Below are 24,651 nucleotides of genomic sequence, written 5' to 3'. Positions count from 1 at the left end.
CCGAGCCCGATCACCGACCCGCAACCGTACGGAGGCCCCGATGCACCGGCCGCTCATCGGCATCAGCACCTATCTGGAGGACGCGGCGCGGTGGGGCGTGTGGACGCAGCCCGCCGCCGTGCTGCCCGCCGGATACCACCGGCACGTCCAGCGGGCGGGCGGGATCGCCGCGCTGCTGCCGCCGGACGCGCCGGAGCGCGCCGCCGCCACCGTCGCCCGGCTGGACGGGCTGATCATCGCGGGCGGTGCGGACGTCGCCCCGGCCCGCTACGGCGCCGAACCGGACCCGCGGACGGGACCGCCCGCGCCCGCCCGGGACGCCTGGGAACTCGCCCTGATCGAGGCGGCGTCGGCCGCGGCCGTCCCGCTGCTCGGCATCTGCCGGGGGCTGCAACTGCTGAACGTCGCGCGCGGCGGCACCCTCCTCCAGCACCTCGACGGGCACAACGGCCCGCCCGGCGTGTTCGCCCGGCACACCGTCACCCCGGTCCCCGGCACCGCCCTCGCCGCCGTCCTGCCCGAGGAGGTCGCCGTCCCCACCTACCACCATCAGGCCGTCGACCGCCTCGGCCGGAACCTGCGGATCTCCGCGCACGCGGCGGACGGCACGGTCGAGGGGCTGGAGGACCCGGACGCCCCCGCGTTCACCTTGGCCGTCCAGTGGCATCCCGAGGCCGGCGAGGACGTCCGGGTGGTGGCGGCGCTGGTCGCCGCGGCGGGCGGCACGGCCACGACGGCGACGGACTGAGCGGGCCGGGCGCGGCTCAGCTCCGGAGACGCGGGGCCGGAGCCGGACACGGAAGGCGCGGCCCCGGAGACACGGCCCCGCCCCGGAAGCCACCGGGCCCGGAGCCGCCCCCGCTCCCCCACCGCTCGTACACGGAACGGGCCCCGCCCCCGGCGTCATGCCGGAGGCGGGGCCCGTACCCGTGCGACGGGTGTGCCGTGCGCGTTACTTCACGGGAGCCATCTTGTCGACGATGCCCGGGTGGGCGTCGATCCACTTCTGGACGCCCTTGTCCTCGTTGCCCTTGCCGGCGTCCTGGATGTCCTTCTCCAGACTGCCCAGCTCATCGGGGGTCATCTTCCAGTTCTTCAGCCAGCCGTGGAACTCCGGGAACTCCTTCGGGAAGCTCTTGTTCCCGATGGAGGTGATGTGGTTCTCGGCGCCCCAGGTGCCCTTGGGGTCCGCCAGCTTGGTCAGGTCGTACTTGCTGTACGCCCAGTGCGGCGACCACAGGACGACCGCGATGGGCTCCTTCTTGGCGTACGCCCGCTGGAGCTCGGCGAGCATCGCGCTGGTACCGGCGGAGGTGACCTGGAAGCCGTCCAGACCGTACGCCGGGGCGACGGTGCTCTTGAGCCGCTTCATCTCACCGGTGCCCGGCTCGATGCCGATGATCTTGCCGCCGAACTCGTCCTTGTGCTTGCGCAGGTCGTCGAGGGTCTTGACGTCCTTGACGTAGGACGGCACCGCGATCTCCAGCGACGTCTTGTCGTACCAGGGGCCGACGTCGACGAGATCCTTCTTGTACTTGTCCCAGTACTGCTTCTGCGCGACCGGCAGCCAGCCGTCGGTCTCCACGTCGATCTGGCCGGTCGACAGGCCGGTCCACATCGGGCCGACGTCGAGGTTGTGCAGCTTCGGCTTGTAGCCGCGCTTCTCCAGGACGTTCTTCCACAGGTACGTGGTGGCGATGCCCTCGTCCCACGCCGGGTAGCCGATGTCGGGCGCCTTGCCGGCGTCCTTGCCCTTGGCGTACGAGACGTGGCTGGACGGCGCGATCTTGTCGACCAGACCGGGGTTCTTCTTCAGCCAGGCGCGGACGCCGTCCTGCTCATGGCCGTTGCCGGCCTTCGTGACCTCGTTCTCCAGGCTGGTGAGCTGGTCCTCGTCCAGGTGGAATTTCTTCATCCACCCGGCGACCAGCGGCTCGTCCTTCGAGAAGCCCTTACGGCCCAGCATGTGCAGGCTGTCACCGGAGCCGAAGGCGCCCTTGGGGTCCTTCAGCTTGGTCAGGTCGTACTTGTTGTACGCCCAGTGCGGCGACCACAGCGTGACGGCGATCGGCTTCTTCGCCCGGATCGAACGGTCCAGCTCGGCCAGCATCGAGGAGGTCGAGGAGTCCTGGACCTTGTACTCGCCGGACAGACCGTAGTCCCCCAGGACCTTGTCCTTGAGGATCTTCATCTCACCGGCGCCCGGCTCGATACCGGTGATCTTGCCGCCGAACGTGTCGCCCTTGCCCTTGAGGTCGTCGAGGGACGTGATGCCCTTCATGTACGACGGGACGGCGATCTCCAGCGACGTCTTGTCGTACCAGGCGCCGAGGTCCTCCAGCTTGTCCTTGTACTGCTTCCAGTACGCCTCGTGCGTCGTCGGCAGCCAGGCGTTGGACTGGACGTCGATGTCGCCGCGGGCCTGACCGGCGAAGAGCGGACCGGCGTCGAGGGCCTGGAGCTTCGGCTTGAAGCCGCGCTGCTCCAGGATCTCCTTCCACAGGAAGGTGGTGGCGCGCCCCTCGTCCCAGTTGACGTAGCCGAGGGTGATCGCACGGCCGTTGCCGTCGGTGCCGCCCGCACCGCCGCCGGAGTTCTTGCCGAAGTAGCCCATGCCGCCCGCGACCAGCGCGAGGACGACGACACCGACGGTCGCCAGCGAGGTGGCCGGCTTCCAGCGCAGGAACTTCATCCCGCCGAGCGCGGCCTGCGCCTTGGCGAGGGCACGGCGGCCCAGCGGCGAGACCCGCTGGTTGAGGGCGCCGGTCATCCGGTCGAGGTAGACGGCGAGGATGACGACGGAGAGACCCGCCTCGGCACCCAGCTTCACGTCCACGGAGCTGAGCGAGTTGTAGACCGAACCGCCCAGACCGCCGCCACCGGCGGTACCGGCGATGACGACCATGGACAGCGCCAGCATGATGACCTGGTTGATACCGGCCATGATCGTCGGCAGCGCCAGCGGAAGCTGCACCCGGAAGAGGGTGCGCCGCGGATGGGTGCCGAACGCCTCGGCCGCCTCGACCAGTTCCTCGTCGACCTGCCGGATGCCCAGCTCCGTCATCCGGACGGCGGGCGGCATGGAGAAGACGATGGTGGAGACGATGCCGGGGACGACACCGAGGCCGAAGAAGAGGATGCCCGGGATCAGGTAGACCATCGCGGGCATCGTCTGCATCAGGTCGAGGACCGGACGCAGCGCACCGCCGACGGCGCGGCTGCGGGCGGCCCAGATGCCGAGCGGCACGGCGACCAGGATGGTGATGATGCAGGCGACCAGCACCAGCGAGAGCGACGAGATCGTCTCGTCCCACTGCTCGATCGAGTCGATCAGCGCGAAGCCGAGGAAGGTGAGGACCGCGGCCGGCAGACCGCGCAGCCACCAGGCGATGATCGCGAAGATACCGGCGAGCAGCAGCGGCTCGGGAGCGGCCAGCACCGCGTGGATGGCGGTGTAGAGGCCGTTGAGGATCTGCGTGACGAAGTCGAAGAGCCAGGCCGCGTGCTTGGTCAGCCAGTCGACGGCGTCGCTGGCCCAGCTACCTATCTGAATTCTAGGCACCGGTGCTCACCTTGCCCTCGGGGTCGTTGTCCTCGTCCGCGTCCTTCTTCGCGTCGGCGGCGGGCTTCGCGGGCTCGTCCGCCGGCGCCGGGACGGCGGCCGCGGACTCCTCCTCGCCCTCACCGAGCGCGGCGAGCAGCCGGTCGGCGCGGATGGCGCCGATGGCCTTGCCCGCCTTGTCCGCGACGGCGACCGGCACGGTGCTGAGCGAGCAGGGCGTGAAGAGATCGACGATCGGGGTGTCCGCGACGACCACGGCGGGCGCGGCGGCGAGGAAGTCGTCGAGGGTGGCGATCTTCTTGCCGTCCGGGGCGGTGGTGCCGAGCACGTCGTCGGCGGCGGTCATGATCGCGCCGGCGGTCAGCACCCGGGTGCGGTCGACGTCCTGGGTGAAGGAGGCGACGTAGTCGTTGGCCGGGCGGACGAGGATGTCCTCGGCGCTGCCGATCTGCACGATACGGCCGTCGCGCATGACGGCGATCTTGTCGCCGAGGCGCATGGCCTCGTTGAGGTCGTGGGTGATGAAGACGATGGTCTTCTTCAGCGTCTTCTGCAGCTCCAGGAGCTGATCCTGCATATCGCGGCGGATCAGCGGGTCCAGCGCGCTGAAGGACTCGTCCATCAGCAGCAGGTCGGCGTCGGTGGCGAGCGCGCGGGCCAGCCCGACGCGCTGCTGCATACCGCCGGACAGCTCGTCGGGCCAGGACTTCTCCCAGCCCTTGAGCCCCGTCAGCTCCAGGGCTTCGTAGGCGCGCTTCTCCCGCTCCTCGCGCGGGACGCCCTGGACCTCCAGACCGTAGGCGGCGTTCTCCAGCACGCTGCGGTGCGGGAAGAGGGCGAAGTGCTGGAAGACCATGGAGATCTTCTCGGAGCGGACCTTGCGCAGTTCCTTGGGGCTGAGCGAGGTCAGGTCCTGGCCGTCGAACCGGACGGTTCCGGCGGTCGGCTCCAGCAGCCCGTTCAGCGTCCGCAGCAGCGTGGACTTACCGGACCCGGAGAGACCCATGACGACGAAGATCTGGCCCTCGTCCACCTCGATCGACGCGTCGATCACCGCGGCGGTCGTGCCCTCGGCGCGCAGTTCCCCGCGGTCGGCTCCCTCCTGGAGCCTGCGCACCGCGTCCTTCGGTCGTCTGCCGAACACCATGTACAGGTGCTCGGCTTGAAGCCTGGACACATACACCTCTCTTGTCGCACGAGAACGACCTGCCACCCCCGTAGACAGGTCGTGGAGAGGGACGAGATCCGCTCGCCTTCACCGATAAAAATGTTGAAACGCTTATCGGGTCCTCTCCGGCTGCGCGCCTGCCCCCCTTTATCTGGCTCAAACCGTCCGGTGACCCACCTCACATCCGGGTCACGTTTGAGCCGTACACCTGGGAGGTTTCCGCGTGCGGCATCATGCGGGGGTGACTCGACGCCTGATGCTCCTCGACACCGCCTCCCTCTACTTCCGCGCGTACTTCGGCGTCCCGGAGTCGGTCCGGGCCCCGGACGGCACCCCGGTGAACGCCGTGCGCGGCCTGCTGGACTTCATCGCCCGGCTCGTCCAGGACCACCACCCCGATTCCCTCGTCGCCTGCATGGACGCCGACTGGCGTCCGCAGTGGCGGGTCGATCTGATCCCCTCCTACAAGGCGCACCGCGTCGCGGCCGAGGCCCCGGCGGGCTCCGCCGCGCCGGACGAGGAGGAGATCCCGGACACCCTCTCCCCGCAGGTCCCGGTGATCGAGGAGGTCCTGGACGCGCTGGGCATCGCCCGCGTCGGCGCGGCGGGGTACGAGGCGGACGACGTCATCGGCACGCTCACCGCCCGCGCGAGCGGCCCGGTCGACGTCGTCACCGGCGACCGCGACCTCTACCAGCTCGTCGACGACGCCCGCGGCGTCCGCATCCTCTATCCCGTCAAGGGCGTCGGCACCCTCCAGCTCACCGACGAGGCGCTGCTGCGCGAGAAGTACGGGGTCGACGGGCGCGGGTACGCGGATCTGGCGCTGCTGCGCGGCGACCCGAGCGACGGCCTGCCGGGCGTGCCGGGCATCGGCGAGAAGACCGCGGCGAAGCTGCTCGACGCCTACGGCGACCTGGCCGGGATCATCGCGGCGGCCGCCGATCCGGCCTCGAAGCTCACCCCTGCCCAGCGCCGGCGGCTGACCGAGGCGGGCCCGTACCTGGCGGTCGCCCCGAAGGTGGTGCGGGTGGCCACCGACGTACCGGTGCCGGAGGGCGACTTCGCACTCCCCCGCGAGCCCGCCGACCCCGAACGGCTGGAATCGCTCGCCACACGGTGGGGCCTGGGCAGCTCACTGCGCCGTTTGCTCGACACACTCCAGGGGTGACCTGCTAAGTTAGGTAATCCTAACCAATTATCGCGTCCTCAGGGGAGACCGCCGTGGCAGCAGAGCGACCCGCCCGCAAGAAGCAGACGCTGCACCGCGCCGAGGTCCGGCGCACCGAGCAGCTCACCCCCCACATGGTGCGGGTGGTCCTCGGCGGCGAGGGCCTCGCGGCCTTCATCGCGGGCACCTACAGCGACCACTACATCAAGCTGGTGTTCCCGCTGGAGGGCGTCACCTACCCCGAGCCGTTCGACATCGCGCAGATCCGCGCCGAGCTGCCGCGCGACCAGTGGCCCCGGACGCGTACGTACACGGTGCGCGCCTGGGACCCGGAGCGGCGCGAACTGACCGTCGACTTCGTGATCCACGGCGACGAGGGCATCGCGGGCCCGTGGGCGGCCGCGGCGAAGCCGGGCGAGGAGATCCGCTTCCTCGGCCCCGGCGGCGCGTACGTCCCCGGGACCACGGCGGACTGGCATCTGCTCGCCGGGGACGAGAGCGCGCTGCCCGCCATCGCGGCGTCGCTGGCCCGGATGCCGGAGGGGACGCCGGTGCGCGCCTTCATCGAGGTGGCCGGGCCCGAGGAGGAGCAGGAGCTGACGGCCCCGGCGGGCGCCGAGATCACCTGGCTGCACCGCGGCACCGCACCGGTCGGCCGCCGGCTCGTCGCCGCCGTCGCCGCACTGGACTTCCCCGCCGGGCAGGTCCAGGCGTTCGTCCACGGCGAGGCGGGTTTCGTCAAGGAGCTGCGCCGCGTGCTGCGCGTCGAGCACGGCATCCCGCGCGAGGCTCTGTCGATCTCGGGCTACTGGCGCAGCGGCCACGACGAGGACGGCTGGCAGGCGTCCAAGCGCGACTGGAACCAGCGCATCGAGGCGGAGCAGGAGCCCGCCACAGCCGCCTGAGCAGCACAGACACCGAACGGCGCCGCCCGGCGTGGGCACACCCCCACACCGGGCGGCGCCGTCATGTCCGTACGGGGCGACGACGGGGCGGGCCGACCCGGGCGGGGCGCTCCCGACCTGGACCCCGGGTCCCCTCACCGAGCCGAGGCTCCGCGCCGCCCCGGGGCAACGTCACGGAACGGACGACGGGCCCCCGCCCCCTGACGCTCCCACTCGTCACCGCACGGCAGCGGCCCGGAAGATGACACCCCGTCAGCGCGGCGCCGTCCCGAAGCGCCGGGCCGACGCGTCCACCTGTGCGAGCCGGCGCATCGCCGCGAGCACCGTATCGCCCAGTACGGTGCCGACCACCACGCTCTCCACGAGGCGGTCCACCTCCGCGCCGCGCCCGGCGAACTCCAGATCGGCGCGGGCGATCCGCTCGCACGCCTCCGCGTAGTCGTCCAGCACCTCCTCGAACGCGCCGTGGCCGATGTCGCGGAAGGTGGCCAGCGTCACCGCCATCGCCTCCACGGACGGGTTGGCGAGATCGACCCGCCACCCCCGGCGGCGCACCAGCTCCGCGACGGCGTTCCGCGCCTCCTCCAGCCCCCCGGGTTCGCCGCCGACCGGCGGGGTGACGGCGTGCTGCGCCGCACCCAGCACCTTGTGCACCGGCTCCGGCGAATCGACCGCCGCCAGCACCTCCCGGACCGCCGCGACCGAGAGCCCGCCGACCTCCATCAGACCGCGGATCAGCCGCAGCCTGCGTGCGTGCGATTCCTCGTAGACCGCCTGATTCGGGCTGGTCAGCCGCCCGGCGGGGAGCAGCCCCTCACGGACGTAGTACTTGATCGTCGGCACCGCCACGCCGGTCTCGCGGCTCAATTCCCCGATGCGCATCCGCTGCCCTTCTCCCGCACGGCCCCTGTCCGGGCGCCGTGCCACCGAGCCTCCGCGCCGCCCGGCCTTGCCATGTCACTCCCCATCATAGATAGTCCAGCTATCAGATAGCAGAAAGCGCCACTATCCATTCTTGGGGGACCCGTATGCCCGGATTCCGTTCCTTGCGCGTCTTCTCCTGGGCCATGGCCGCCCTGGCCGTCGTCGCGGCGGTCGGCCTGCTGACCGACGACCGCGTACTCGTCGGCGCGCCGATCTGGCTGAAGCCCTTCAAGTTCGCGGTGTCGTTCGCCGCCTACGGCCTGACCCTCGCCTGGATGCTCGGCCGCCGCGGCCCGACCCGGACCGGCCGGTGGGCGGCGCACGCCGTCGTGGCCGCCGGAATCACCGAGATGGCGATCATCGTCGGCCAGACGATCCGCGGCCGCGCCAGCCACTTCAACGTCGCGACCCCGCTGGACCGGGCGCTCTTCCAGGTCATGGGCGTCACCATCGCCGTGCTGTGGACGGGCACGCTCGTGATCGCCGTACTCCTCTTCCGCGCCCGGCTCGGCGACCCCGCCGCGACCTGGGCGATCCGGCTCGGCATGCTGCTCGGGCTGGCCGGACTGCTGCTCGGCGCACTGATGCTGCTGCCGACGCCGGCTCAGCAGGCCGCGGGCGCGCTGCGCACCGCCATCGGCGCGCACAGCGTCGGCGTCCCCGACGGCGGCCCGGCCATGCCGGTCACCGGCTGGAACACCACCGGCGGTGACCTGCGCATACCGCACTTCTTCGGCATGCACGCCCTCCAGGCGCTCCCGCTCCTGCTCCACGGGATCGACGCGCTCGGCGCCCGCTTTCCCCGGCTGCGCGCGGAGCGGGTGCGGCTCCGTCTCGTCCTGGTGGCCGCCGGATCCGCCGCCGCACTGCTCACCCTCCTCACCTGGCAGGCGCTGCGCGGCCAGGCCCTGACCCGCCCGGACGCCGCCACCCTCACCGCGCTGGCCTGCCTCACCCTCCTCACCGCCGCCGCCACGGCCAGGGCGCTACGCCACCCCGGCGGCACCCTCGCTCCGCACCTGCCCCCGGAAGTGCCCCGCCGGTCGCCGGCCTGACACACCGCCACACGGCAGGCCCATGGCGCGGCGCCCCCAAAAGCCGCGGCCCGCCACCCGCGGCCCGGCCCCCACCGACACCCCACCCCATCCACGGAGTTGACCGTATGACCGACAGCACCCTCTTCGATCTGGCCTTCCTCTGCGCGGCGCCGTTCTGGGCGCTGCTGATCCTCGCCCCCGGCCGCCGGCTGACCGACCGCGTCGCCGCGTCACCGCTACCGCTGCTCCCCGTGATCGCCGTCTACCTCGCGCTGGCCGTCCCGGTCTTCCCCGAGCTGTGGGCCGCCGTGCGCCACCCGGACCTGGCCGGTTTCCAAGAGCTGATGACGCTCGGCGGCGGCGCCGGGGCGATCTGGGCGCAGGTGATCGCCTGGGACCTCTTCATCGGTCAGTGGATGTACCGCGAGGCCCGGTCCCTGGGCATCCATCCGCTGGTCATGGGACCGCTCCTGGTCCTCACCATCCTGCTCTCGCCGTTCGGGCTGCTGCTCTTCCTCCCCCTGCGCGCCGCCCTCCGCCACCGGCGCCGCACGGCGTCCCCGTACGGCGTCGCCGCCCCCGGGAGCGGCCCGGCCACCCCGTGACCCGCCCTCACCGCAGCGGCGCCCGCCTCCTCCCCGGAGACGGGCGCCGCATCAGCGGTCCCGGGCCCTCGGCCCGGGGCTCGGTCCTCACCCCACCGACGAGTACGCCACCACACCGCGCAGCACACCGTCGACGGCCTTGCGGGCCGTGCGGGCGACGGTACCGCCGGGCGGGGCGGCGACCGCGATCTGGCCGAGGACGTCGACCAGTTGCTTGCACCAGCGGACGAAGTCACCGGCCGGCATCTCCGCCTCCGCCAGCACCTCGTCGAGGCCGAAGCCGGATGCCCAGCGGTAGGCCGCCCAGGCGAAGCCGAGGTCGGGCTCGCGCTGGCCGACGCCCTCCGCCTGATTGATCTTGTGGTCCTCCTCCAGGGCGTCCAGCCGGCCCCAGATCCGCACCATCTCCGCGAGCGCGTCCCGCGCCTTGCCGGACGGCAGCTTCGGCGCCACCGCGTCATCCGCCTGCCGCGCCTCGAAGACCAGCGCCGACGCACAGGCGGCCAGCTCCGCGGGGCCGAGCCCCTCCCAGACACCCTCACGCAGACACTCACTGGCCAGCAGATCCAACTCGCCGTAGAGCCGGGCCAGTCGCCGCCCCTCGTCCGTGACGGTGTCGGCCTCCAGGTAGTCCAGCTCCGTCAGCAGCGCGCAGATCCGGTCGAAGGTACGGGCGATGGTGTTCGTCCGGCCCTCGATACGGCGCTCCAACTGCCGGGTGTCCCGCAGCAGCCGGTGATAGCGCTCCGCCCACCGGGCGTGGTCCTCCCGCTCGTCACAGCCGTGGCAGGGGTGCGCCCGGAGCTCCTTGCGCAGCCGCGCGATCTCGCGGTCGTCGGCCGCCTCCGAGCGCTTCTTGCGGTGGCGGGACGGAACGTAGTGCCCGGCCTTGGTGCGCAGCGCGGACGCCAGATCGCGACGGGACTGCGGGCTGCGGGCGTTGAAGGACTTCGGGATCCGCATCCGGTCCAGCGCCTCGACCGGCACCGGGAAGTCCATCGCCGCCAGCCGCTTGACCTGCCGCTCGGCGGTCAGCACCAGCGGCCGCGGCCCGTCGGCCACTTCGTATCCACGCTGCCGGTCGGTGCGGCCCGAGGGCATCCCCGGATCCAGCACCAGCGCGAGCCCGGCGTACTTCCCCGCCGGGACGTGGATGATGTCGCCCGGCCGCAGCTTCTCCAGCGCCGCGGCCGCCGCCACCCGGCGGTGCGCCGCGCCCTGCTTGGCCAGCTCCGTCTCCCGCTCCTTGAGCTGCCGCCGCAGCCGGGAGTACTCCTCGAAATCGCCGAGGTGGCAGGTCATCGAGGCGCGGTAGCCCTCAAGCCCCTCCTCGTTCTTGTGCACCTGACGGGAGATCCCGACGACCGACCGGTCCGCCTGGAACTGCGCGAACGACATCTCCAGCAGCTCCCGCGAACGGTGCCGCCCGAACTGCGAGACGAGATTGACCGCCATGTTGTACGACGGCTTGAACGACGAGCGCAGCGGATACGTCCGCGTACCGGCGAGACCGGCCAGCGCGCCCGGATTCATCCCGCGCTGCCAGAGCACCACCGCATGGCCCTCGACGTCGATACCGCGGCGCCCGGCCCGCCCGGTGAGCTGCGTGAACTCGCCCGGGGTGATGTCGGCGTGCTGCTCGCCGTTCCACTTGACGAGCTTCTCCAGCACCACGGAACGGGCCGGCATGTTGATGCCCAGCGCCAGCGTCTCGGTCGCGAAGACGGCCTTGACCAGCCCCTTCACGAACAGCTCCTCGACGACCTCCTTGAACGTCGGCAGCATCCCGGCGTGGTGGGCGGCGATCCCGCGCTCCAGACCCTCCAGCCACTCGAAGTACCCCAGCACATGGAGGTCGTCGTCGGGGATGCCCGCCGTCCGCGCCTCGACTATGCGCCGGACCTTCTCCCGGCCCTCCTGATCGTTGAGGCGCAGCCCCGCGTGCAGACACTGCTGGACGGCCGCCTCGCAGCCCGCGCGGCTGAAGATGAAGGTGATCGCGGGCAGCAGGCCCTCGTTGTCCAGCCGGTCGATCACCTCGGGGCGGCTCGGCGTCCAGATGCGGCTGCGCTGGCGCCGCTCACGCTCGCGGTCCGCCTCGCGCAGATTCCGGCCGCGGCGCTTGTCCCGGCCGAAGGTGGGGCGGCTGTTCTCCAACCGGGCCAGCCGCTCCAGATCGGGGTTGACCTCCCGCCGGCCACCGCCGCGGCCCTCCCGCTCCTCGAACAGGTCGTACATCCGGCGGCCCGCGAGGACGTGCTGCCACAGCGGCACCGGGCGGTGCTCGGAGACGATCACCTCGGTGTCACCGCGGACGGTGTCCAGCCAGTCGCCGAACTCCTCGGCGTTGGAGACCGTCGCCGACAGCGAGACCAGCGTCACCGACTCGGGGAGATGGATGATCACCTCCTCCCAGACGGCGCCCCGGAAGCGGTCGGAGAGGTAGTGCACCTCGTCCATCACCACATAGCTGAGCCCTATCAGCGACTGTGAGCCCGCGTAGAGCATGTTCCGCAGCACCTCGGTGGTCATCACGATCACCGGCGCCTCGGAATTGACGCTGTTGTCCCCGGTCAGCAGGCCGACCTTCTCCGGGCCGTACCGCCGCACCAGGTCCTGGTACTTCTGGTTGGACAGTGCCTTGATGGGGGTGGTGTAGAAGCATTTGCGGCCCTGGGTCAGAGCCAGGTGGACGGCGAATTCGCCGACGATCGTCTTGCCGGAGCCCGTCGGCGCCGCGACCAGCACACCCTTGCCGCCCTCCAGGGCACGGCAGGCGTCGAGCTGGAACGGGTCCAGGGGGAAGTCGTACATCTCACGGAAAGGGGCGAGTGCGGTGGCCTGCTCGGCCGCACGGAGCTTGGCGGCGGCATAGCGCTCAGCAGGAGACATGTCCTCGGTCATCGTGCTCACGAGCCTACCGGCCACCTCTGACACTCGGCCCGGCTTTATCCGGCACCATCCCCTCCGGTACGCCCCGGCCCCCGGCCCCGTACGCCGGGGCAAGCGCATCCCGGGAACGACGGAGGCGGGGAGCCCACCGGCCCCCCGCCTCACCGTCACCTCGGCACGTGTCAGGTCACATCGTCCAGCTCACCGCGGTGGCGCCGGTCGTCACCGGATCCGCTCGCCTGCTCGGGCAGCTCCGGCGGGGCGCCCACCGGCTCCATCTCCCCGATCGGCTGCGGCGTCAGGTCCAGGTCGGACGCCTCGTCGTCGGACGGCCCGGAATCCTCCCGGCGCCGCCGCCGCGCGTCCCGGGAGAGCGCGATGAGTACGGCACCGAAGTACAGCAGCCAGATCGGGCCGGCCAGCAGCAGCATGGTGACCGGGTCCGTGCTGGGCGTCGCGATGGCGGCGAAGACCGTGATGCCCATGATCATGCCGCGCCACCAGCCGAGCATCCGCTTGCCCGAGAGGACCCCGGCGAAGTTCAGCATGATCAGCAGCAGCGGCAGCTCGAAGGAGAGGCCGAAAACGATCACCATGCGGGTGATCAGATCGAGGAGTTTGTCCAGCGTCAGCAGGTTGTCCACGCCCGCCGGGGTGAACTCGATCAGCACCCGCGCCGTGGTCGGCATCACCTCGTACGCGAAGTACGCACCGGCGACGAAGAGCGGGAAGCCCGCGCCGACGAAGCTCAGCGCGTACCTCTTCTCCTTGCTGTGCAGCCCCGGGGCGAGGAAGGCCCAGAGCTGGTACAGCCAGACCGGCGCGGCGAGGATGACACCCGAGACCAGCGAGACCTTCAGCGCGAGGGTGAAGGGACCGAGCAGGTCCATCATCACGATGTTCGCGCAGCGGCCCTTGCTCTGCTTGGCCAGGTCGGTGAAGAGGGAGTCGCAGCCGATCGTCTGCAGAATCGGTTTGGTGAAGAAGTTGATGATCGACTCGTAGAAGAACGCGGCGACGATCATCATCACGACGATCGCCAGCACGCCCTTGGCAAGGCGATTACGCAGCTCCCGCAGGTGCTCCACGAGCGGCATACGCCCCTCGGGATCCTTCTCCCGCTTCTGCTTGTTGGGGACGGACTTGCGCACCCCTCGTCCTCATCTCATCCGGTGGGGGCGGCCGGATCCGCCACCCGGTCAGGGCCCTCGGGTCGGCTACGCGGTGCGGTCGGTCTCGGTGACCGGACGCGCGCTGTTCACATCACCGGGTGCGGCCTTGATCGTCCGGGGCGCGGCCTGTGCGTCGTCCTGCGGCGGGTCGGCGGGAGCGGCCTCCTTCTGGGCGCTCTCCGACTTCATCGCCTTCGCCTCGCTCTTGAGGATGCGGGCGGACTTGCCGAGTGAGCGGGCCATGTCGGGAAGCTTCTTGGCGCCGAACAGCACGACCACGATGACCAGGAGCAGTACGAGCTCGGGCCAACCGATCTTTCCAAACATAAGCGAATACCTTCTCACCGAGGCGGCTGAGGATGGGACTACCTGACCAGGCCGGACATCCGTCCGCCCACCGTGCTTGAGCGATCGTAACGCTCACCGGTGAACGCCGGGCAACCCCCGTGCGCACTCCCGGACACGTACGCGCCACGCCCGCCGGACCCGCGCCCCAGCGTACCGCCCTTAAACGCGGTGATGGCGTCCCGTCAACCCCTGGATTTCCCGGATCCCGGCTCCCCGGAGGCGGCCCCTCCGGCCCGGGCCGCCAGCGGCGTGGCCGCCCGCTCCAGGTCCCGGGCGGCCCGCTGGATCCGCTCCGACGCCGCCCCCACCTGCCCGGCCAGCCGCCGCACCTCGACGAAGACACGGAAGGCGAGCACCCCGAGCACGGCGATGCCGAGGAAGCCGAGGACGACAGCGAGCATGGGCCAGAACATGGGACGAGCCTAACGGGGGCGCGGGGCACCGCCGCCCACGGGCGGCGCGGTCAGCCGGTGTGCAGCCGCAGGGTGCGCACCCCGCCGCCGGTGAGCAGTTCGACGATGCGCTCCCCGGCCGGGCGGCGCACCGCACGGCCGCAGTCGGGGCAGGTGAAGGAGTAGAACGTGGTCTTCCGGCTGCCCCCTATGGCCAGCCGGAAGGCGTCCGACGCCAACTCGAACCGGCCCCGGCAGTCGGGGCACGCCGCCTTGAACAGCACCGGTGCGGGCACATCCGCCAGGGTGCCGGTCGCCGTCGTCGTCATCCTTCGCTGTCTCTCCTCACCGTGACAGGGGCGCGCTCACTCGCCGTACGCGGCGAGCGCCTCGGTGGCGGCGCGGCGCGCGCTGTCGGCCAGCTCCGGCGGTGCGGTGATCCGGCCGTCGCGGCCCAGCCGCAGCGCCAGCCGCCGCAGCGACGCCGGGTCGGGGGTGCGCAGGGTGATCCGCAGCCCGCCGTCCGGCAGCTCCTCGGCGCTGTCGTGCGGGTAGTACTCGGCGACCCAGCGGCCGCCGGGCCCGACCTCGATGCACACCTCCGGGTCCTCGGCGGCCGGCTGGACGAGCCCCTCCGAGAGGTCGCGCAGTTCGACCGGGGGCGGGTCGGCGGGCGCGTCCAGCAACCTGATCTCCGCGACCCGGTCGAGGCGGAAGGTCCGCCGGGCCTCGGAGAGCCGGCACCACGCCTCCATATAGGTGTGGCCGACGGCGAACAGGCGGATCGGGTCCACCTCACGCTCGGTCAGCTCGTCGCGGGCCGGGGAGTAGTAACGCAGCCACAGGCGGCGGCGCTCGGCGATGGCCCGGTCCACGTCGGCGAAGACGCCGCCCTCGGATTCGAAGGTCACCGACACCCGGGAGCTGGCCCCGGCCGCCTCGCCCGCCGCGGCCTCCAGCTTCGCGGTGGCCCGCAGCAGCGCCTGCCGGTCGCCCTCGCGCAGGCCCGGCAGGGTCGCCACGGCGCGCGCCGCGACCAGCAGCGCGGTGGCCTCGTCGGCGGCCAGCCGCAGCGGGGCGGCGACGTCGTCGGGGTTGTGCCACCAGATGCGGTCGCCGTCGGTGTCGATGTCGAGGAGGTCGCCGCCGCGGAAGCTCGTCCCGCACATGGGCAGGACGTCGAGGTCGGCGATCAGCTCGTCCTCGGTGATGCCGAAGGCGCGGGCCACATCGCTGACGCGGGCGCCGGGGCGCTCACGCAGGTACGTCACCAGGGACAGCATCCGGCGGGTCTGATCGATCGCGTTGGTCGCCATGGGTGGCGTCTCCCCCTCAGCCCTTGGCCACGGCGCGCAGCCGGTCGATGACATCGGCGCGCAGTTCGGCCGGTTCCAGCACCACCACGCCGGGCCCGAACTCCACGAGCCAGGCGTCGAGCCCGCGTCCGTTCGGGATCTCCAACTCGTCCCAGCCGTCGCCCAGCTCACGGACGGTCAGCGCGCGGGCCCGCAGCGGATAGCCGTGCCCGGCGCGCAGCCTGATGCGGGCGGTGCCGGTCGCGGTCTCCCCCGCCCAGCCCTCGACGGTCTCGCGGACGGTGACGTGGTCGGGCACCGGCGCGGTGAACGCGCCCTGCCGGGAGCGGACCTTGCCGGTGATCCGGGAGAGCCGGAAGACGCGTTCGGCGCGGCGGTCGCGGTCCCAGCCGGCGAGGTACCAGTGGCCGCGCCAGCACTCCAGGATCCACGGCTCGACCTGACGGCGCTCGGGGTGCGCGGCGTTGGACTTGCGGTAGTCGAAGACGACCGGACGGCGGTCGCGGCAGGCCAGCATCAGCGGTTCGAAGGCGGCCTCGTGGGCGGGGATGCGCGGCTCCAGCGCGCTGTGCGGGGCGTCGGCGGCGTCGTCCCCGGAGGCCAGCGGCATCCCGGCGGCGCGCAGCTTCTGCAAGGCGCCGCTGGCCGCGCCCGCCAGCCTGGCCTGCTGCCAGATCTTGGCGGCGAGCCCGAGGGCCGCGGCCTCCTCGGCGTCCAGCGTGATGGGCGGGAGACGGTTGCTGTCACGGCGGGCGAGATAGCCGACGTCGCCCTCCAGACCCTCGACGGTCTCGATCACCAGGCCCAGCTCGCGCAGGTCGTCCTTGTCCCGCTCGAACATGCGGTTGAACGAGTCGTCGGATCCGCCGTCGTCGCCCGTACCGAACGATTCGACGTACGCCTCGATCGACGACCGCAGTTCGCGCTTGGTCAGCGGGCGACGGGTACCCAGCAGGCACAGCGCCAGGTTCATCAGCCGCTCGGCCTTGGCAATCGCCATCGGCGCCCTTTCTCGTGGAACTCCCGATCCGTGACCGTACCGCCACGGGCGCCCGGGGCAAAAGCCGAGGGCCCGTGCGCTGCGGCACGGGCCCTCGGGGTGCGGCGTGATCTCAGACGGAGACCAGGTCGCAGACGAAGATCAGCGTCTCACCGGGGGCGATCCGGCCGCCGCCGGCGCCGGTGTCGCCGTACGCGAGGTGCGCGGGGATGGTCAGCCGACGGCGGCCGCCGACCTTCATGCCCTGCACGCCCTTGTCCCAGCCGGCGATGACCTGGCCGGCACCGAGCTGGAACTGCAGCGGCTTGCCGCGGTTCCAGCTCGCGTCGAACTCCTCGCCGGTGCTGAAGGAGACACCGACGTAGTGGACGCTCACGTTGTCCCCGGCCTTGGCGACCGGCCCGTCACCCTCCCACAGGTCCACGATCTCCAGATCGGTGGGAACCGGGCCCTCGGGGAAGTCGATCTCGGGCTTGTCGATGCTCACGGGTGTGCTCCTACGTATGTTTCCGTGCGATGGCCGCGCCAGTCTCGCAGACCCGGGTCAGAACGCGTCGACGATGTCGACGGAGAAGACCAGGGTGTTCTTGGCGAGATCGGACTGCGGGGAGGAACCGTAGCCCAGCTTCGGCGGAATCACGATTTCGACGCGGTCGCCGACGTGCTTGCCGACCAGCGCGTCGTCCCAGCCCTTGATGACCGAGCCGGAGCCGATCTGGAAGGTCGTGGCGCCGCCGTGGTCCCAGGAGGAGTCGAACTTCTTGCCGTCCTCCCACTTCACGCCGGTGTACTGGGCGACGAGCGCGTCCCCCTTCTTGACCTCCTTGCCCTTGCCCTTGATCAGCACCTGCTGCTTGAGGTCGGCGGGCGCCTTCTCCCCCTTGGGCACGGTGATCACGGCGGCCTTCTCGCCCTCCGCCTTCACCTCGGGCATACCGTCCTCGGGCTTGGCCTGCGCGCCCTCGGCCTTGGCCTTCTTGTCGACCTTCTCGGCACCGGCGATGTCGACGACGTACACCATGCCGTCGTCCGGCTTCACGCTGGCCTGCGGCGGCAGCTCACCGAGGAACGCCTTGGCGGTCCCCTCCAGCTGGACGCGGCTGCCCGCCTTCTGGCCCTTGAGCGCCTCCAGCACCTTGACCGGGAGCGGTAGCTGCTGCTGCATCTGCGCGAGCTGGTCGTTCAGCTCGACGACGACCTGACGCCGCGGCTCGCCCTTGGCCGCCTTGCCGGAGCCGGGCGGGACGTCCCAGCTACTGCCGAGGCTCTGCCCCTTCGTCAGCTTGCCGTCGTAGTCGACACGCACGGTGGAGCCGTCCTCGACCTTCGTGCCCGAGCCCTGCTTCAGGGTCTTGGTGACGATGTCCGGTGCGACCTTGGCGCCCTTGGAGACCTTGATCTCCGGCTGGTCGCCCACCTTGCCCTGGACATCGGCGACCGTCTTGCCCGACTCCTTGTCGTCGGACCCGCAGGCGGCGGTGAACAGCAGAAGGGGCACGGTCAGCGCGGCGGCGGCAGCGCGACGGGTGTTTTTCGTGAGGTTCATCAGTCCCACTCGGGATCGGGGGGTGGTGGCCAGTGCCCGCCACTCTACGACCTGAGGTCCGGGGCCCTTCCCGTTCGAACACGGCGAAGTGCCGGGAGCCCGCGGCTCCCGGCACTTCGCCGCCGGACACCCTCACATTCCGGCGATCAGCTTCTCCACCCGGTCATCCACGCTGCGGAACGGGTCCTTGCACAGCACCGTCCGCTGCGCCTGGTCGTTCAGCTTGAGATGCACCCAGTCCACCGTGAAATCGCGGCGCTGTTCCTGCGCGCGGCGGATGAAATCACCGCGCAACCGCGCCCGGGTGGTCTGCGGCGGCACCGATTTGCCTTCGAAGATCTTCAGATCGTTGCAGATCCGGGCCGCCTGTCCCTTCCGCTCCAGAAGGTAGTAGAGCCCCCTGCGGCGGTGGATGTCGTGGTACGCGAGATCTATCTGAGCCACCCGCGGATGCGACATGGTGATGTTGTTCTTGGCGCGGTACCGCTCGATGAGCTGATGTTTCATCACCCAGTCGATCTCGGTGGCGACGCGGCCGAGTTCCTGATCGCGGATTGCGCCGAGAGTACGGCCCCACAACTCCAGTACGCGTTCGACGGTGCCGGTGCGGATTCCGCGGCGGTCGCAGAAATCCACCGCCTTTTCGTAATACTCCTGCTGGACTTCGAGCGCCGACGCCTCGCGCCCGCTGGCGAGACGGACCTTGCGCTGACCGGTGATGTCGTGGCTGACCTCACGGATCGCCCGGATCGGGTTCTCCAGCGTCAGATCCCGCATGACGGTGCCCGCCTCGATCATGCGCAGCACCAGATCGGTGGCGCCGACCTTCAGCAGCATCGTCGTCTCGGACATGTTGGAGTCGCCGACGATGACGTGCAGCCGGCGGTACCGCTCGGCGTCGGCGTGCGGTTCGTCGCGGGTGTTGATGATCGGGCGCGAGCGGGTCGTCGCGGACGAGACGCCCTCCCAGATGTGCTCGGCGCGCTGGCTGACGCAGTAGACCGCGCCGCGCGGGGTCTGCAACACCTTGCCCGCGCCGCACAGCAACTGCCGGGTGACGAGGAAGGGAATGAGAATGTCCGCGAGCCGGGAGAACTCCCCGTGGCGGGCGACGAGATAGTTCTCGTGGCAGCCGTAGGAGTTACCCGCCGAATCGGTGTTGTTCTTGAAGAGATAGACGTCGCCCGCGATTCCCTCCTCGTGCAGGCGGCGTTCGGCGTCGACGAGAAGACCTTCGAGAATGCGCTCGCCTGCTTTGTCGTGGGTGACGAGTTCCGTCACGTTGTCGCACTCGGGGGTTGCGTATTCCGGGTGCGATCCCACGTCGAGGTACAGGCGGGCGCCGTTCCGCAGGAAGACATTGCTGCTGCGGCCCCATGACACGACACGGCGGAAGAGGTACCGCGCCACTTCGTCAGGCGACAGTCGGCGCTGTCCCCTGAACGTGCACGTGACGCCGTACTCGTTCTCCAGCCCGAAAATGCGGCGGTCCATGACTGAACATTACGCCTGACGGCGTGCTCTGAAACCGGGTTCGACGGCCCCGTTGCGATCAATTTCCGCCGGGAGTACGAGCTGCTTCGGCCGTACGGGATCTCCCAGGAAGCGCTTCGTCGCCACCAGGACCAGCAGCGCGGCGACGCCCCCAGCGGCCGCGACGGCGAAGCCGGCGGCCGCTCCCCCGCGCTCCACCGCGGGCCCCACCACCGACGCGCCGACCGCCGAGCCGACGCCGAAGGTCGTCACCAGCCACGAGAACGCCTCCGTGACCGTGCCCTTGGGCGCATGCCGGTCCACGACGACGAACGCGCAGGCCAGCGCGGGTGCCAGGGACACCCCGGCAAGCCCCGTCAACGCCGTCATCCCGACCACACCGGGGACGCACGCCAGCGGCAGGTACCCCAGCGCCAGCAGCGCGACAAGCAGCCGCAGCCGCCCCTCGGGCCGTCCGGGCCACTCCCGCGCCCCGTAGACGACACCGCCCGCCAGCGCCCCGACGCCGAGCGCCGAGAGGAGACAACTGGAGACCATGCCGCCGCCGTGCTCGTCGGCGTACGCCACCGCGGCGACCGCGATGGAGCCGAGCGCCAGCCCGACGAAGAAGAACGCGCCGATCAGCACCAGCATCCCGGACGAGCGCAACGCGCCCAGCCAGTGCGCCTCCCGCGGCTCGCTGCGCCACTGCCGCGACGGCGGCGACACCACGACCCAGAGCGCGCCGAGCACCCCGATGACATGGATGACCAGCAGCGCCACCCGCTCCGACCAGGCGGCCACGCAGAGCGTCACCAGCAGCGGCCCGACCGCGAACATCACCTCCTGCGCCACCGCGTCCAGCGCGTACGCCGCGTGCACCCGCTCCGGCCGCTTGAGCACCGTGGGCCACAGCGCCCGCAGTCCGCCCTCCAGCGGTGGTGTGAAGAGTCCGGCGATCACCATGGCGACGCAGGTGAGCGCCACCGGGTGCAGCCCGACGACAGCCGGCAGCGCCGCGCCCAGCGCGGAGATCACCGCGGCGGGCAGCATCACCCGCGGCTGTCCGTAGAGGTCGACGGCGCGGCCCAGCAGCGGCTGGCCGATGGCGGTGCAGACGCCGTAGACGGCGGAGAGCGCGCCGGCCAGGGCGTAGCTGCCGCCCTCGGCGCGGACGAAGAGCACCACGGCCAGGGCCGCCGTGGCGTTCGGCAACCGTCCGATCAGCGTGCCGGCCAGCAGCCGCGCCGCGTGCCTGGTCCGCAGCAGCTCCGCATATCCCGCGGCCATGCCGCCCCTTCCTCGTCCGGTACGGCCGGACATGATACGTATAACTTCCGGCGTCATACGTATCATGTCGGCACTCGCGGGTCCAGGCCGCCCGCCCGACCATCAGGAGGAAACCGCCGGTGAGCAGCGACGACGCGACACGGCCGGCGGCCGGTGACACCGGGCGGACCGCCGGAGCCGCCCACGTCACCAGCCGGGACGTGGCCCGGGCCGCCGGGGTCTCCCAGGCGGCGGTCTCGCTCGTCCTGGGCGGCAAATGGCGCGGCCGGGTCTCGGCCGCCAAGGCCGAAGCGGTGCGCGCCGCCGCCCGGGACCTGGGCTACCGCCCCAACCTCGCCGCCCGCAGCCTGCGCACCGGCCGCACCCGCACCGCACTCCTCGTCGTCCCCGCGCTCACCACCGAGTTCTTCGCGCGGGTGCACACGGGCGCCACCCGCGCGGCCGCCGACGCGGGCTTCGGTGTCGTGCTCTACCCCTCGCCCGAGGGCATCGGCCCGGCCCCCGACCCGTTCGGCTCGGCGCGCACCAGCCTCGACGGGGTGATCGCCTCCTCGATGGCCGTGGACGCGCTCGCCGCCCTGCACGACGCCGGGCTCCCGCTGGTCATGCTGGACAACGATCCGGCCGACGACCGCGCCGCCGCGACCGTCAACCTCGACATCGCCGACGGCGCCCGCCAGGTGGCCGCGCACCTCCTCGCCCTGGGCCACCGCCGCATCGGCCACCTCGCCGCCGACGTCGCCTCCTGGACCTTCGAGGTCCGCGGCCGCGCCCTGGCCGACGCGTTCGCCGCACCGCCCGGCGTCTCGCTCCGCCGGGTGCCGACCGCCCTCTCCGTCACGGCGGGGCTGACCGCCGCACACACCGCACTGACCGCCCCCGGCCCCCGCCCGACCGCGCTGATCTGCGACGACGACATCGTGGCCGCGGGCGCCTGCAAGGCGGTACGGCGGCTGGGCCTGCGCGTACCGGAGGACGTCTCGGTCACCGGCTTCGACGACCTGGCACTGGCCGTGGCCGTCGAGCCGGAGCTGACGACCGTACGACTGCCCGCCGAGGAGTTCGGCGCCGCCGGAATGCGCGCCCTGCTCGCCGCCCTGGACGGCCACCGCCCCACCGCCCGCCCCCTCCCGGTCGACCTCATCACCCGCGGCTCGACGGGACCGGCACCCGCGTAGCGGCCCGCCGTACGGCACGGGCCGGGCGGGCGGCTGGTGCGGCGGCACTGAGGCGCGGTCGGACCACGGGGAGTCCGCTCGGGCAAGGCGGAGCAAGGCCCTCACAGAAGGCCGGTACGGGCTGACCTGAGGCCAAGGCCTCGCCGGGAGGCGGTACGAGCGGGCCAGGCCCCGATCCCTGACGGATACGCAGCGCGGGAGGCGGGTGCGGCTCAGGCCGATCGCCCCTCGCAGGAGGCCGTACGGGCACGGCGTCTGCGAACCGGCCGCCGTCCGGAAGGCCGCACTGGCATGCAGCGGGCCCGGGCCGAACCCCGCCACAGACGCGGTGCGCCCCGGCGGGATGTCCCGCCGGGGCGCACCGACCGGGCCCGGACCCGGATGCCGTGACGCGCCGCTAGGCGTCGTCCTCCGGCTTCTGCTTCCGCTTCTTCTCCGCGGTGCCGCCGCCGGTCGCCTCCGCGTCCTCGGTGGCGTCCGGCGCCGCGGAATCCGCCGTACCGTCCGCGTCTCCGGACGTGTCCGCCGTGGACTCGTCCAGCAGCCGGGAGAGGTGGCTGCCGAGGATCCGCTTGAACTTGCGCTGCTGGGGGCGGGTGCGGTCGAGCGTGGCGACCTCAAGCTGCTCGGCGGTGAGGGTGCGCTCCCCGCCGTTGTTGTCCCGCGACAGCGAGTCCACGGCGAGCTTCAGCGCCTCGCCCAGCGTCATACCGTCGCGGTGGTGCTGATCGAGGTAGCTGCTGATCTGGTCGGCGTTACCGCCCACCGCGACCGAACCGTGCTCGTCGACGATCGAGCCGTCGTGCGGGAGCCGGTAGATCTGATCGTCCTCAGGAGCTTCCCCGACCTCGGCGACGATCAGCTCGACCTCGTACGGCTTCTCGGCGGCGCTGGAGAAGATCGTGCCCAGCGTCTGGGCGTAGACGTTCGCCAGCCCGCGCGCGGTCACATCGGCGCGGTCGTAGGTGTAGCCCCGCAGGTCGGCGTAGCGCACCCCGCCGATCCGCAGATTCTCGAACTCGTTGTACTTGCCGACCGCCGCGAACGCGATGCGGTCATAGATCTCGCTGACCTTGTGCAGGGCCCGGGAGGGATTCTCGGCGACGAAGACCACGCCGTCGGTGTACTGCAGCACCACGACGCTGCGGCCGCGGGCGATGCCCTTGCGGGCGTACTCGGCGCGGTCGGCCATGGCCTGCTGGGGTGAGACATAAAACGGCGTCGACACCGGTTATCCGTCCCTTTCTGTCAATGGCTCTCTCACTGGCACGCGCATCCGCCCGCCGTCCTTCCCTCAGAGCAGCGCGGCACGGGGACCGTCGGGCTCCTGGAGCCGGCGCTCGTAGACGGCGCGGGCGACCTCCGCGACCTCGGCGTCGGTGAACCTCTTGAAGCCCTCGTCGGTGATCACCGTGACGATGGGGTAGATCCGCCGGCCCATGTCGGGACCGCCGGTCGCCGAATCGTCGTCCGCCGCGTCGTAGAGCGCCTGGACGACGGCGGTGACGGCCTGATGCTCCGTGAAGTCGTCGCGGTACAGCTTCTTGAGGGCACCGCGGGCGAAGACGGAGCCGGAGCCCGTCGACGCGTAGCCGTGCTCCTCGGAGCGTCCGCCGGTCACGTCGTAGGAGAAGATGCGGCCCTTGGCGCGGTCGACGTCCCACCCGGCGAAGAGCGGCACCACGGCGAGGCCCTGCATGGCCATGCCGAGGTTGCCCCGGATCATCGTGGAGAGGCGGTTCGCCTTGCCTTCCAGGGAGAGCTGCGCGCCCTCCACCTTCTCGAAGTGCTCCAGCTCCAACTGGAACAGCTTCACCATCTCGACGGCCAGCCCCGCGGTACCGGCGATGCCGACCGCGGAGTACTCATCGGCCGGGAAGACCTTCTCGATGTCGCGCTGGGCGATGACGTTGCCCATCGTGGCCCGCCGGTCACCGGCGAGCACCACACCGCCCGGGAACGACGCGGCGACGATGGTCGTGCCGTGCGGCGCCTCGATGGCGCCCTGGACCTGCGGCAACGGGCGGCTGCCCGGCAGCAGGCCGGGGGCGTGTTCCCCGAGGAAGTCCATGAACGACGAGGATCCAGGCGTCAGGAAGGCAGCTGGTAGACGCCCGGTGTTACGGGTGTTGGCTTCCACACGTTTCCTTCCGGATACTCGGCCGGCCGCCTCGGGGCGACGGGCCGCTGCTTGACTGTCCCAGGCTGCGGTGCAGCTGAAGCACTGTACGACCGGGACCCTACCCGCCCCGCGGGCGTGATCCACATGGGTGGTGGAACCGGGCTCCGGCCGCACGGCCCGCGCGCCCGCAGGAGGCTGACGGGCCGCCATCCGCCGACGGCGACCGGCCCGGACGGGAGCCGGAGCGTGCCGGACACGGCCGGTGGTGCCGCGCGGGACACCACCGGCGCCGTGCCCTGACCCGCGCTGCGGTTACTCCCCGCCCTTCTGGACGAAGCTCCGCACGAAGTCCTCGGCATTCTCCTCGAGCACGTCGTCGATCTCGTCCAGCACCGAATCGACGTCGTCCGACAGCTTTTCCTGGCGCTCCTTGAGGTCGTCGGACGCCTCTGCGTCCTGCGTCTGCTCCTCGACCTCTTCGGTGGAACGCGTCGCCTTCTGCTGACCGCCGCCGCTGTCCTTGGTCGCCATTACCCTCACCCCGCTCGGT

The 24,651-nt window shown here is 71.5% G+C and carries 23 protein-coding genes; 6 read left to right on the top strand and 17 right to left on the bottom strand.

Annotated elements, in window-relative coordinates; genetic code table 11:
• Positions 1-40: 40 nt before the first annotated feature.
• Positions 41-748, top strand: a complete 708-nt coding sequence (locus ACGH2B_RS23750) for a gamma-glutamyl-gamma-aminobutyrate hydrolase family protein (protein WP_399093457.1) — start codon at positions 41-43, stop codon at positions 746-748.
• Positions 749-952: 204 nt separating this feature from the next.
• Here the strand turns inward: ACGH2B_RS23750 and ACGH2B_RS23745 are convergent, their stop codons facing one another.
• Together ACGH2B_RS23745 and ACGH2B_RS23740 are read right to left on the bottom strand one after the other, a co-directional pair.
• On the bottom strand, positions 953-3,562 hold the full coding sequence (locus ACGH2B_RS23745; RefSeq protein WP_399093454.1) for an ABC transporter permease/substrate binding protein: 2,610 nt from the start codon (positions 3,560-3,562) through the stop codon (positions 953-955).
• The gene (locus ACGH2B_RS23740; RefSeq protein ID WP_399093451.1) at positions 3,555-4,739 is read right to left on the bottom strand and encodes a betaine/proline/choline family ABC transporter ATP-binding protein; all 1,185 of its coding nucleotides are present in this window, start codon (positions 4,737-4,739) and stop codon (positions 3,555-3,557) included. Before ACGH2B_RS23740 ends, ACGH2B_RS23745 begins: the two co-directional genes overlap by 8 nt.
• A 247-nt stretch (positions 4,740-4,986) precedes the next feature.
• Here ACGH2B_RS23740 and ACGH2B_RS23735 point away from each other — a divergent pair, with 247 nt between their 5' ends.
• Positions 4,987-5,901, top strand: coding sequence for a 5'-3' exonuclease H3TH domain-containing protein (locus tag ACGH2B_RS23735; RefSeq protein ID WP_399097269.1), 915 nt, complete (start codon positions 4,987-4,989; stop codon positions 5,899-5,901).
• 53 nt (positions 5,902-5,954) lie between these two features.
• Entirely contained in the window at positions 5,955-6,806 is an 852-nt protein-coding gene (locus ACGH2B_RS23730) for a siderophore-interacting protein (protein WP_399093448.1), read from the top strand.
• A gap of 252 nt (positions 6,807-7,058) precedes the next feature.
• Here ACGH2B_RS23730 and ACGH2B_RS23725 read toward each other — a convergent pair whose 3' ends face one another.
• A complete protein-coding gene (locus tag ACGH2B_RS23725) occupies positions 7,059-7,688 on the bottom strand; it encodes a MerR family transcriptional regulator (RefSeq protein WP_399093445.1) in 630 nt (209 codons plus the stop codon).
• 185 nt (positions 7,689-7,873) lie between these two features.
• Here ACGH2B_RS23725 and ACGH2B_RS23720 point away from each other — a divergent pair, with 185 nt between their 5' ends.
• Together ACGH2B_RS23720 and ACGH2B_RS23715 are read left to right on the top strand one after the other, a co-directional pair.
• Positions 7,874-8,785 carry a hypothetical protein gene (locus tag ACGH2B_RS23720; protein WP_399097267.1) on the top strand — a complete coding sequence of 304 codons (912 nt, stop codon included), beginning with the start codon at positions 7,874-7,876 and terminating at the stop codon, positions 8,783-8,785.
• 107 nt (positions 8,786-8,892) lie between these two features.
• On the top strand, positions 8,893-9,372 hold the full coding sequence (locus ACGH2B_RS23715) for an ABA4-like family protein (RefSeq protein ID WP_399093442.1): 480 nt from the start codon (positions 8,893-8,895) through the stop codon (positions 9,370-9,372).
• Positions 9,373-9,459: 87 nt separating this feature from the next.
• On the opposite strand, the gene ACGH2B_RS23710 is transcribed toward ACGH2B_RS23715, so the two are convergent.
• The 11 genes from ACGH2B_RS23710 to ACGH2B_RS23660 form a co-directional block, all read right to left on the bottom strand.
• On the bottom strand, positions 9,460-12,276 hold the full coding sequence (locus ACGH2B_RS23710; protein ID WP_399097265.1) for a DEAD/DEAH box helicase: 2,817 nt from the start codon (positions 12,274-12,276) through the stop codon (positions 9,460-9,462).
• A 170-nt stretch (positions 12,277-12,446) separates the two neighbouring features.
• Positions 12,447-13,361: a twin-arginine translocase subunit TatC gene (gene tatC / locus ACGH2B_RS23705; RefSeq protein ID WP_399097263.1), complete on the bottom strand. Its 915-nt coding sequence runs from the start codon at positions 13,359-13,361 to the stop codon at positions 12,447-12,449.
• A gap of 120 nt (positions 13,362-13,481) precedes the next feature.
• Positions 13,482-13,763, bottom strand: coding sequence for a Sec-independent protein translocase subunit TatA (gene tatA, locus ACGH2B_RS23700; RefSeq protein ID WP_399093439.1), 282 nt, complete (start codon positions 13,761-13,763; stop codon positions 13,482-13,484).
• 203 nt (positions 13,764-13,966) lie between these two features.
• Positions 13,967-14,197 carry a hypothetical protein gene (locus ACGH2B_RS23695; RefSeq protein ID WP_399093436.1) on the bottom strand — a complete coding sequence of 77 codons (231 nt, stop codon included), beginning with the start codon at positions 14,195-14,197 and terminating at the stop codon, positions 13,967-13,969.
• A gap of 50 nt (positions 14,198-14,247) precedes the next feature.
• The gene (locus ACGH2B_RS23690; protein WP_399093433.1) at positions 14,248-14,505 is read right to left on the bottom strand and encodes a hypothetical protein; all 258 of its coding nucleotides are present in this window, start codon (positions 14,503-14,505) and stop codon (positions 14,248-14,250) included.
• A gap of 36 nt (positions 14,506-14,541) precedes the next feature.
• Complete coding sequence (locus ACGH2B_RS23685; RefSeq protein ID WP_399093430.1) at positions 14,542-15,492, bottom strand: helix-turn-helix transcriptional regulator; 951 nt, start codon at positions 15,490-15,492, stop codon at positions 14,542-14,544.
• A 16-nt stretch (positions 15,493-15,508) separates the two neighbouring features.
• Positions 15,509-16,492, bottom strand: a complete 984-nt coding sequence (locus tag ACGH2B_RS23680; RefSeq protein WP_399093427.1) for a helix-turn-helix transcriptional regulator — start codon at positions 16,490-16,492, stop codon at positions 15,509-15,511.
• Between the two features lie 112 nt (positions 16,493-16,604).
• Positions 16,605-16,979, bottom strand: coding sequence for an FKBP-type peptidyl-prolyl cis-trans isomerase (locus ACGH2B_RS23675; RefSeq protein ID WP_399093424.1), 375 nt, complete (start codon positions 16,977-16,979; stop codon positions 16,605-16,607).
• Positions 16,980-17,036: 57 nt separating this feature from the next.
• Positions 17,037-18,038: an FKBP-type peptidyl-prolyl cis-trans isomerase gene (locus tag ACGH2B_RS23670; protein ID WP_399093421.1), complete on the bottom strand. Its 1,002-nt coding sequence runs from the start codon at positions 18,036-18,038 to the stop codon at positions 17,037-17,039.
• A 132-nt stretch (positions 18,039-18,170) separates the two neighbouring features.
• Positions 18,171-19,532, bottom strand: a complete 1,362-nt coding sequence (gene pafA, locus ACGH2B_RS23665; RefSeq protein WP_399093418.1) for a Pup--protein ligase — start codon at positions 19,530-19,532, stop codon at positions 18,171-18,173.
• 9 nt (positions 19,533-19,541) lie between these two features.
• Positions 19,542-20,801 (bottom strand): MFS transporter, encoded by a 1,260-nt coding sequence (locus ACGH2B_RS23660; protein ID WP_399093415.1) that lies wholly within the window; start codon positions 20,799-20,801, stop codon positions 19,542-19,544.
• Positions 20,802-20,920: 119 nt separating this feature from the next.
• Here ACGH2B_RS23660 and ACGH2B_RS23655 point away from each other — a divergent pair, with 119 nt between their 5' ends.
• Positions 20,921-21,979, top strand: coding sequence for a LacI family DNA-binding transcriptional regulator (locus tag ACGH2B_RS23655; protein WP_399093412.1), 1,059 nt, complete (start codon positions 20,921-20,923; stop codon positions 21,977-21,979).
• 397 nt (positions 21,980-22,376) lie between these two features.
• Here ACGH2B_RS23655 and prcA read toward each other — a convergent pair whose 3' ends face one another.
• The 3 genes from prcA to ACGH2B_RS23640 all read right to left on the bottom strand — a co-directional run bounded on the left by prcA (position 22,377) and on the right by ACGH2B_RS23640 (position 24,632).
• Entirely contained in the window at positions 22,377-23,207 is an 831-nt protein-coding gene (gene prcA / locus ACGH2B_RS23650) for a proteasome subunit alpha (protein ID WP_399093409.1), read from the bottom strand.
• Between the two features lie 66 nt (positions 23,208-23,273).
• Complete coding sequence (gene prcB / locus ACGH2B_RS23645; protein ID WP_399093406.1) at positions 23,274-24,119, bottom strand: proteasome subunit beta; 846 nt, start codon at positions 24,117-24,119, stop codon at positions 23,274-23,276.
• Between the two features lie 294 nt (positions 24,120-24,413).
• Positions 24,414-24,632, bottom strand: coding sequence for a ubiquitin-like protein Pup (locus ACGH2B_RS23640; protein WP_399097260.1), 219 nt, complete (start codon positions 24,630-24,632; stop codon positions 24,414-24,416).
• Positions 24,633-24,651: the final 19 nt, after the last annotated feature.

Origin of the sequence: Streptomyces sp. BBFR2 (assembly GCF_044497305.1) — a bacterium.
In the GTDB taxonomy this organism is placed as follows: domain Bacteria; phylum Actinomycetota; class Actinomycetes; order Streptomycetales; family Streptomycetaceae; genus Streptomyces.
This window is presented reverse-complemented; position numbering and strand designations above follow the sequence as displayed.

Bases quoted from the DNA above. Each gene is read 5' to 3' on its own strand.
- ACGH2B_RS23750 (WP_399093457.1), top strand. From the start codon at position 41: ATGCACCGGCCGCTCATCGGCATCAGCACCTATCTGGAGGACGCGGCG.
- ACGH2B_RS23735 (WP_399097269.1), top strand. From the start codon at position 4,987: ATGCTCCTCGACACCGCCTCCCTCTACTTCCGCGCGTACTTCGGCGTC.
- ACGH2B_RS23725 (WP_399093445.1), bottom strand. From the start codon at position 7,688: ATGCGCATCGGGGAATTGAGCCGCGAGACCGGCGTGGCGGTGCCGACG.
- ACGH2B_RS23720 (WP_399097267.1), top strand. From the start codon at position 7,874: ATGGCCGCCCTGGCCGTCGTCGCGGCGGTCGGCCTGCTGACCGACGAC.
- ACGH2B_RS23715 (WP_399093442.1), top strand. From the start codon at position 8,893: ATGACCGACAGCACCCTCTTCGATCTGGCCTTCCTCTGCGCGGCGCCG.
- ACGH2B_RS23710 (WP_399097265.1), bottom strand. From the start codon at position 12,276: ATGACCGAGGACATGTCTCCTGCTGAGCGCTATGCCGCCGCCAAGCTC.
- tatC (WP_399097263.1), bottom strand. From the start codon at position 13,361: ATGCCGCTCGTGGAGCACCTGCGGGAGCTGCGTAATCGCCTTGCCAAG.
- tatA (WP_399093439.1), bottom strand. From the start codon at position 13,763: ATGTTTGGAAAGATCGGTTGGCCCGAGCTCGTACTGCTCCTGGTCATC.
- ACGH2B_RS23695 (WP_399093436.1), bottom strand. From the start codon at position 14,197: ATGTTCTGGCCCATGCTCGCTGTCGTCCTCGGCTTCCTCGGCATCGCC.
- ACGH2B_RS23690 (WP_399093433.1), bottom strand. From the start codon at position 14,505: ATGACGACGACGGCGACCGGCACCCTGGCGGATGTGCCCGCACCGGTG.
- ACGH2B_RS23685 (WP_399093430.1), bottom strand. From the start codon at position 15,492: ATGGCGACCAACGCGATCGATCAGACCCGCCGGATGCTGTCCCTGGTG.
- ACGH2B_RS23680 (WP_399093427.1), bottom strand. From the start codon at position 16,492: ATGGCGATTGCCAAGGCCGAGCGGCTGATGAACCTGGCGCTGTGCCTG.
- ACGH2B_RS23670 (WP_399093421.1), bottom strand. From the start codon at position 18,038: ATGAACCTCACGAAAAACACCCGTCGCGCTGCCGCCGCCGCGCTGACC.
- pafA (WP_399093418.1), bottom strand. From the start codon at position 19,532: ATGGACCGCCGCATTTTCGGGCTGGAGAACGAGTACGGCGTCACGTGC.
- ACGH2B_RS23660 (WP_399093415.1), bottom strand. From the start codon at position 20,801: ATGGCCGCGGGATATGCGGAGCTGCTGCGGACCAGGCACGCGGCGCGG.
- ACGH2B_RS23640 (WP_399097260.1), bottom strand. From the start codon at position 24,632: ATGGCGACCAAGGACAGCGGCGGCGGTCAGCAGAAGGCGACGCGTTCC.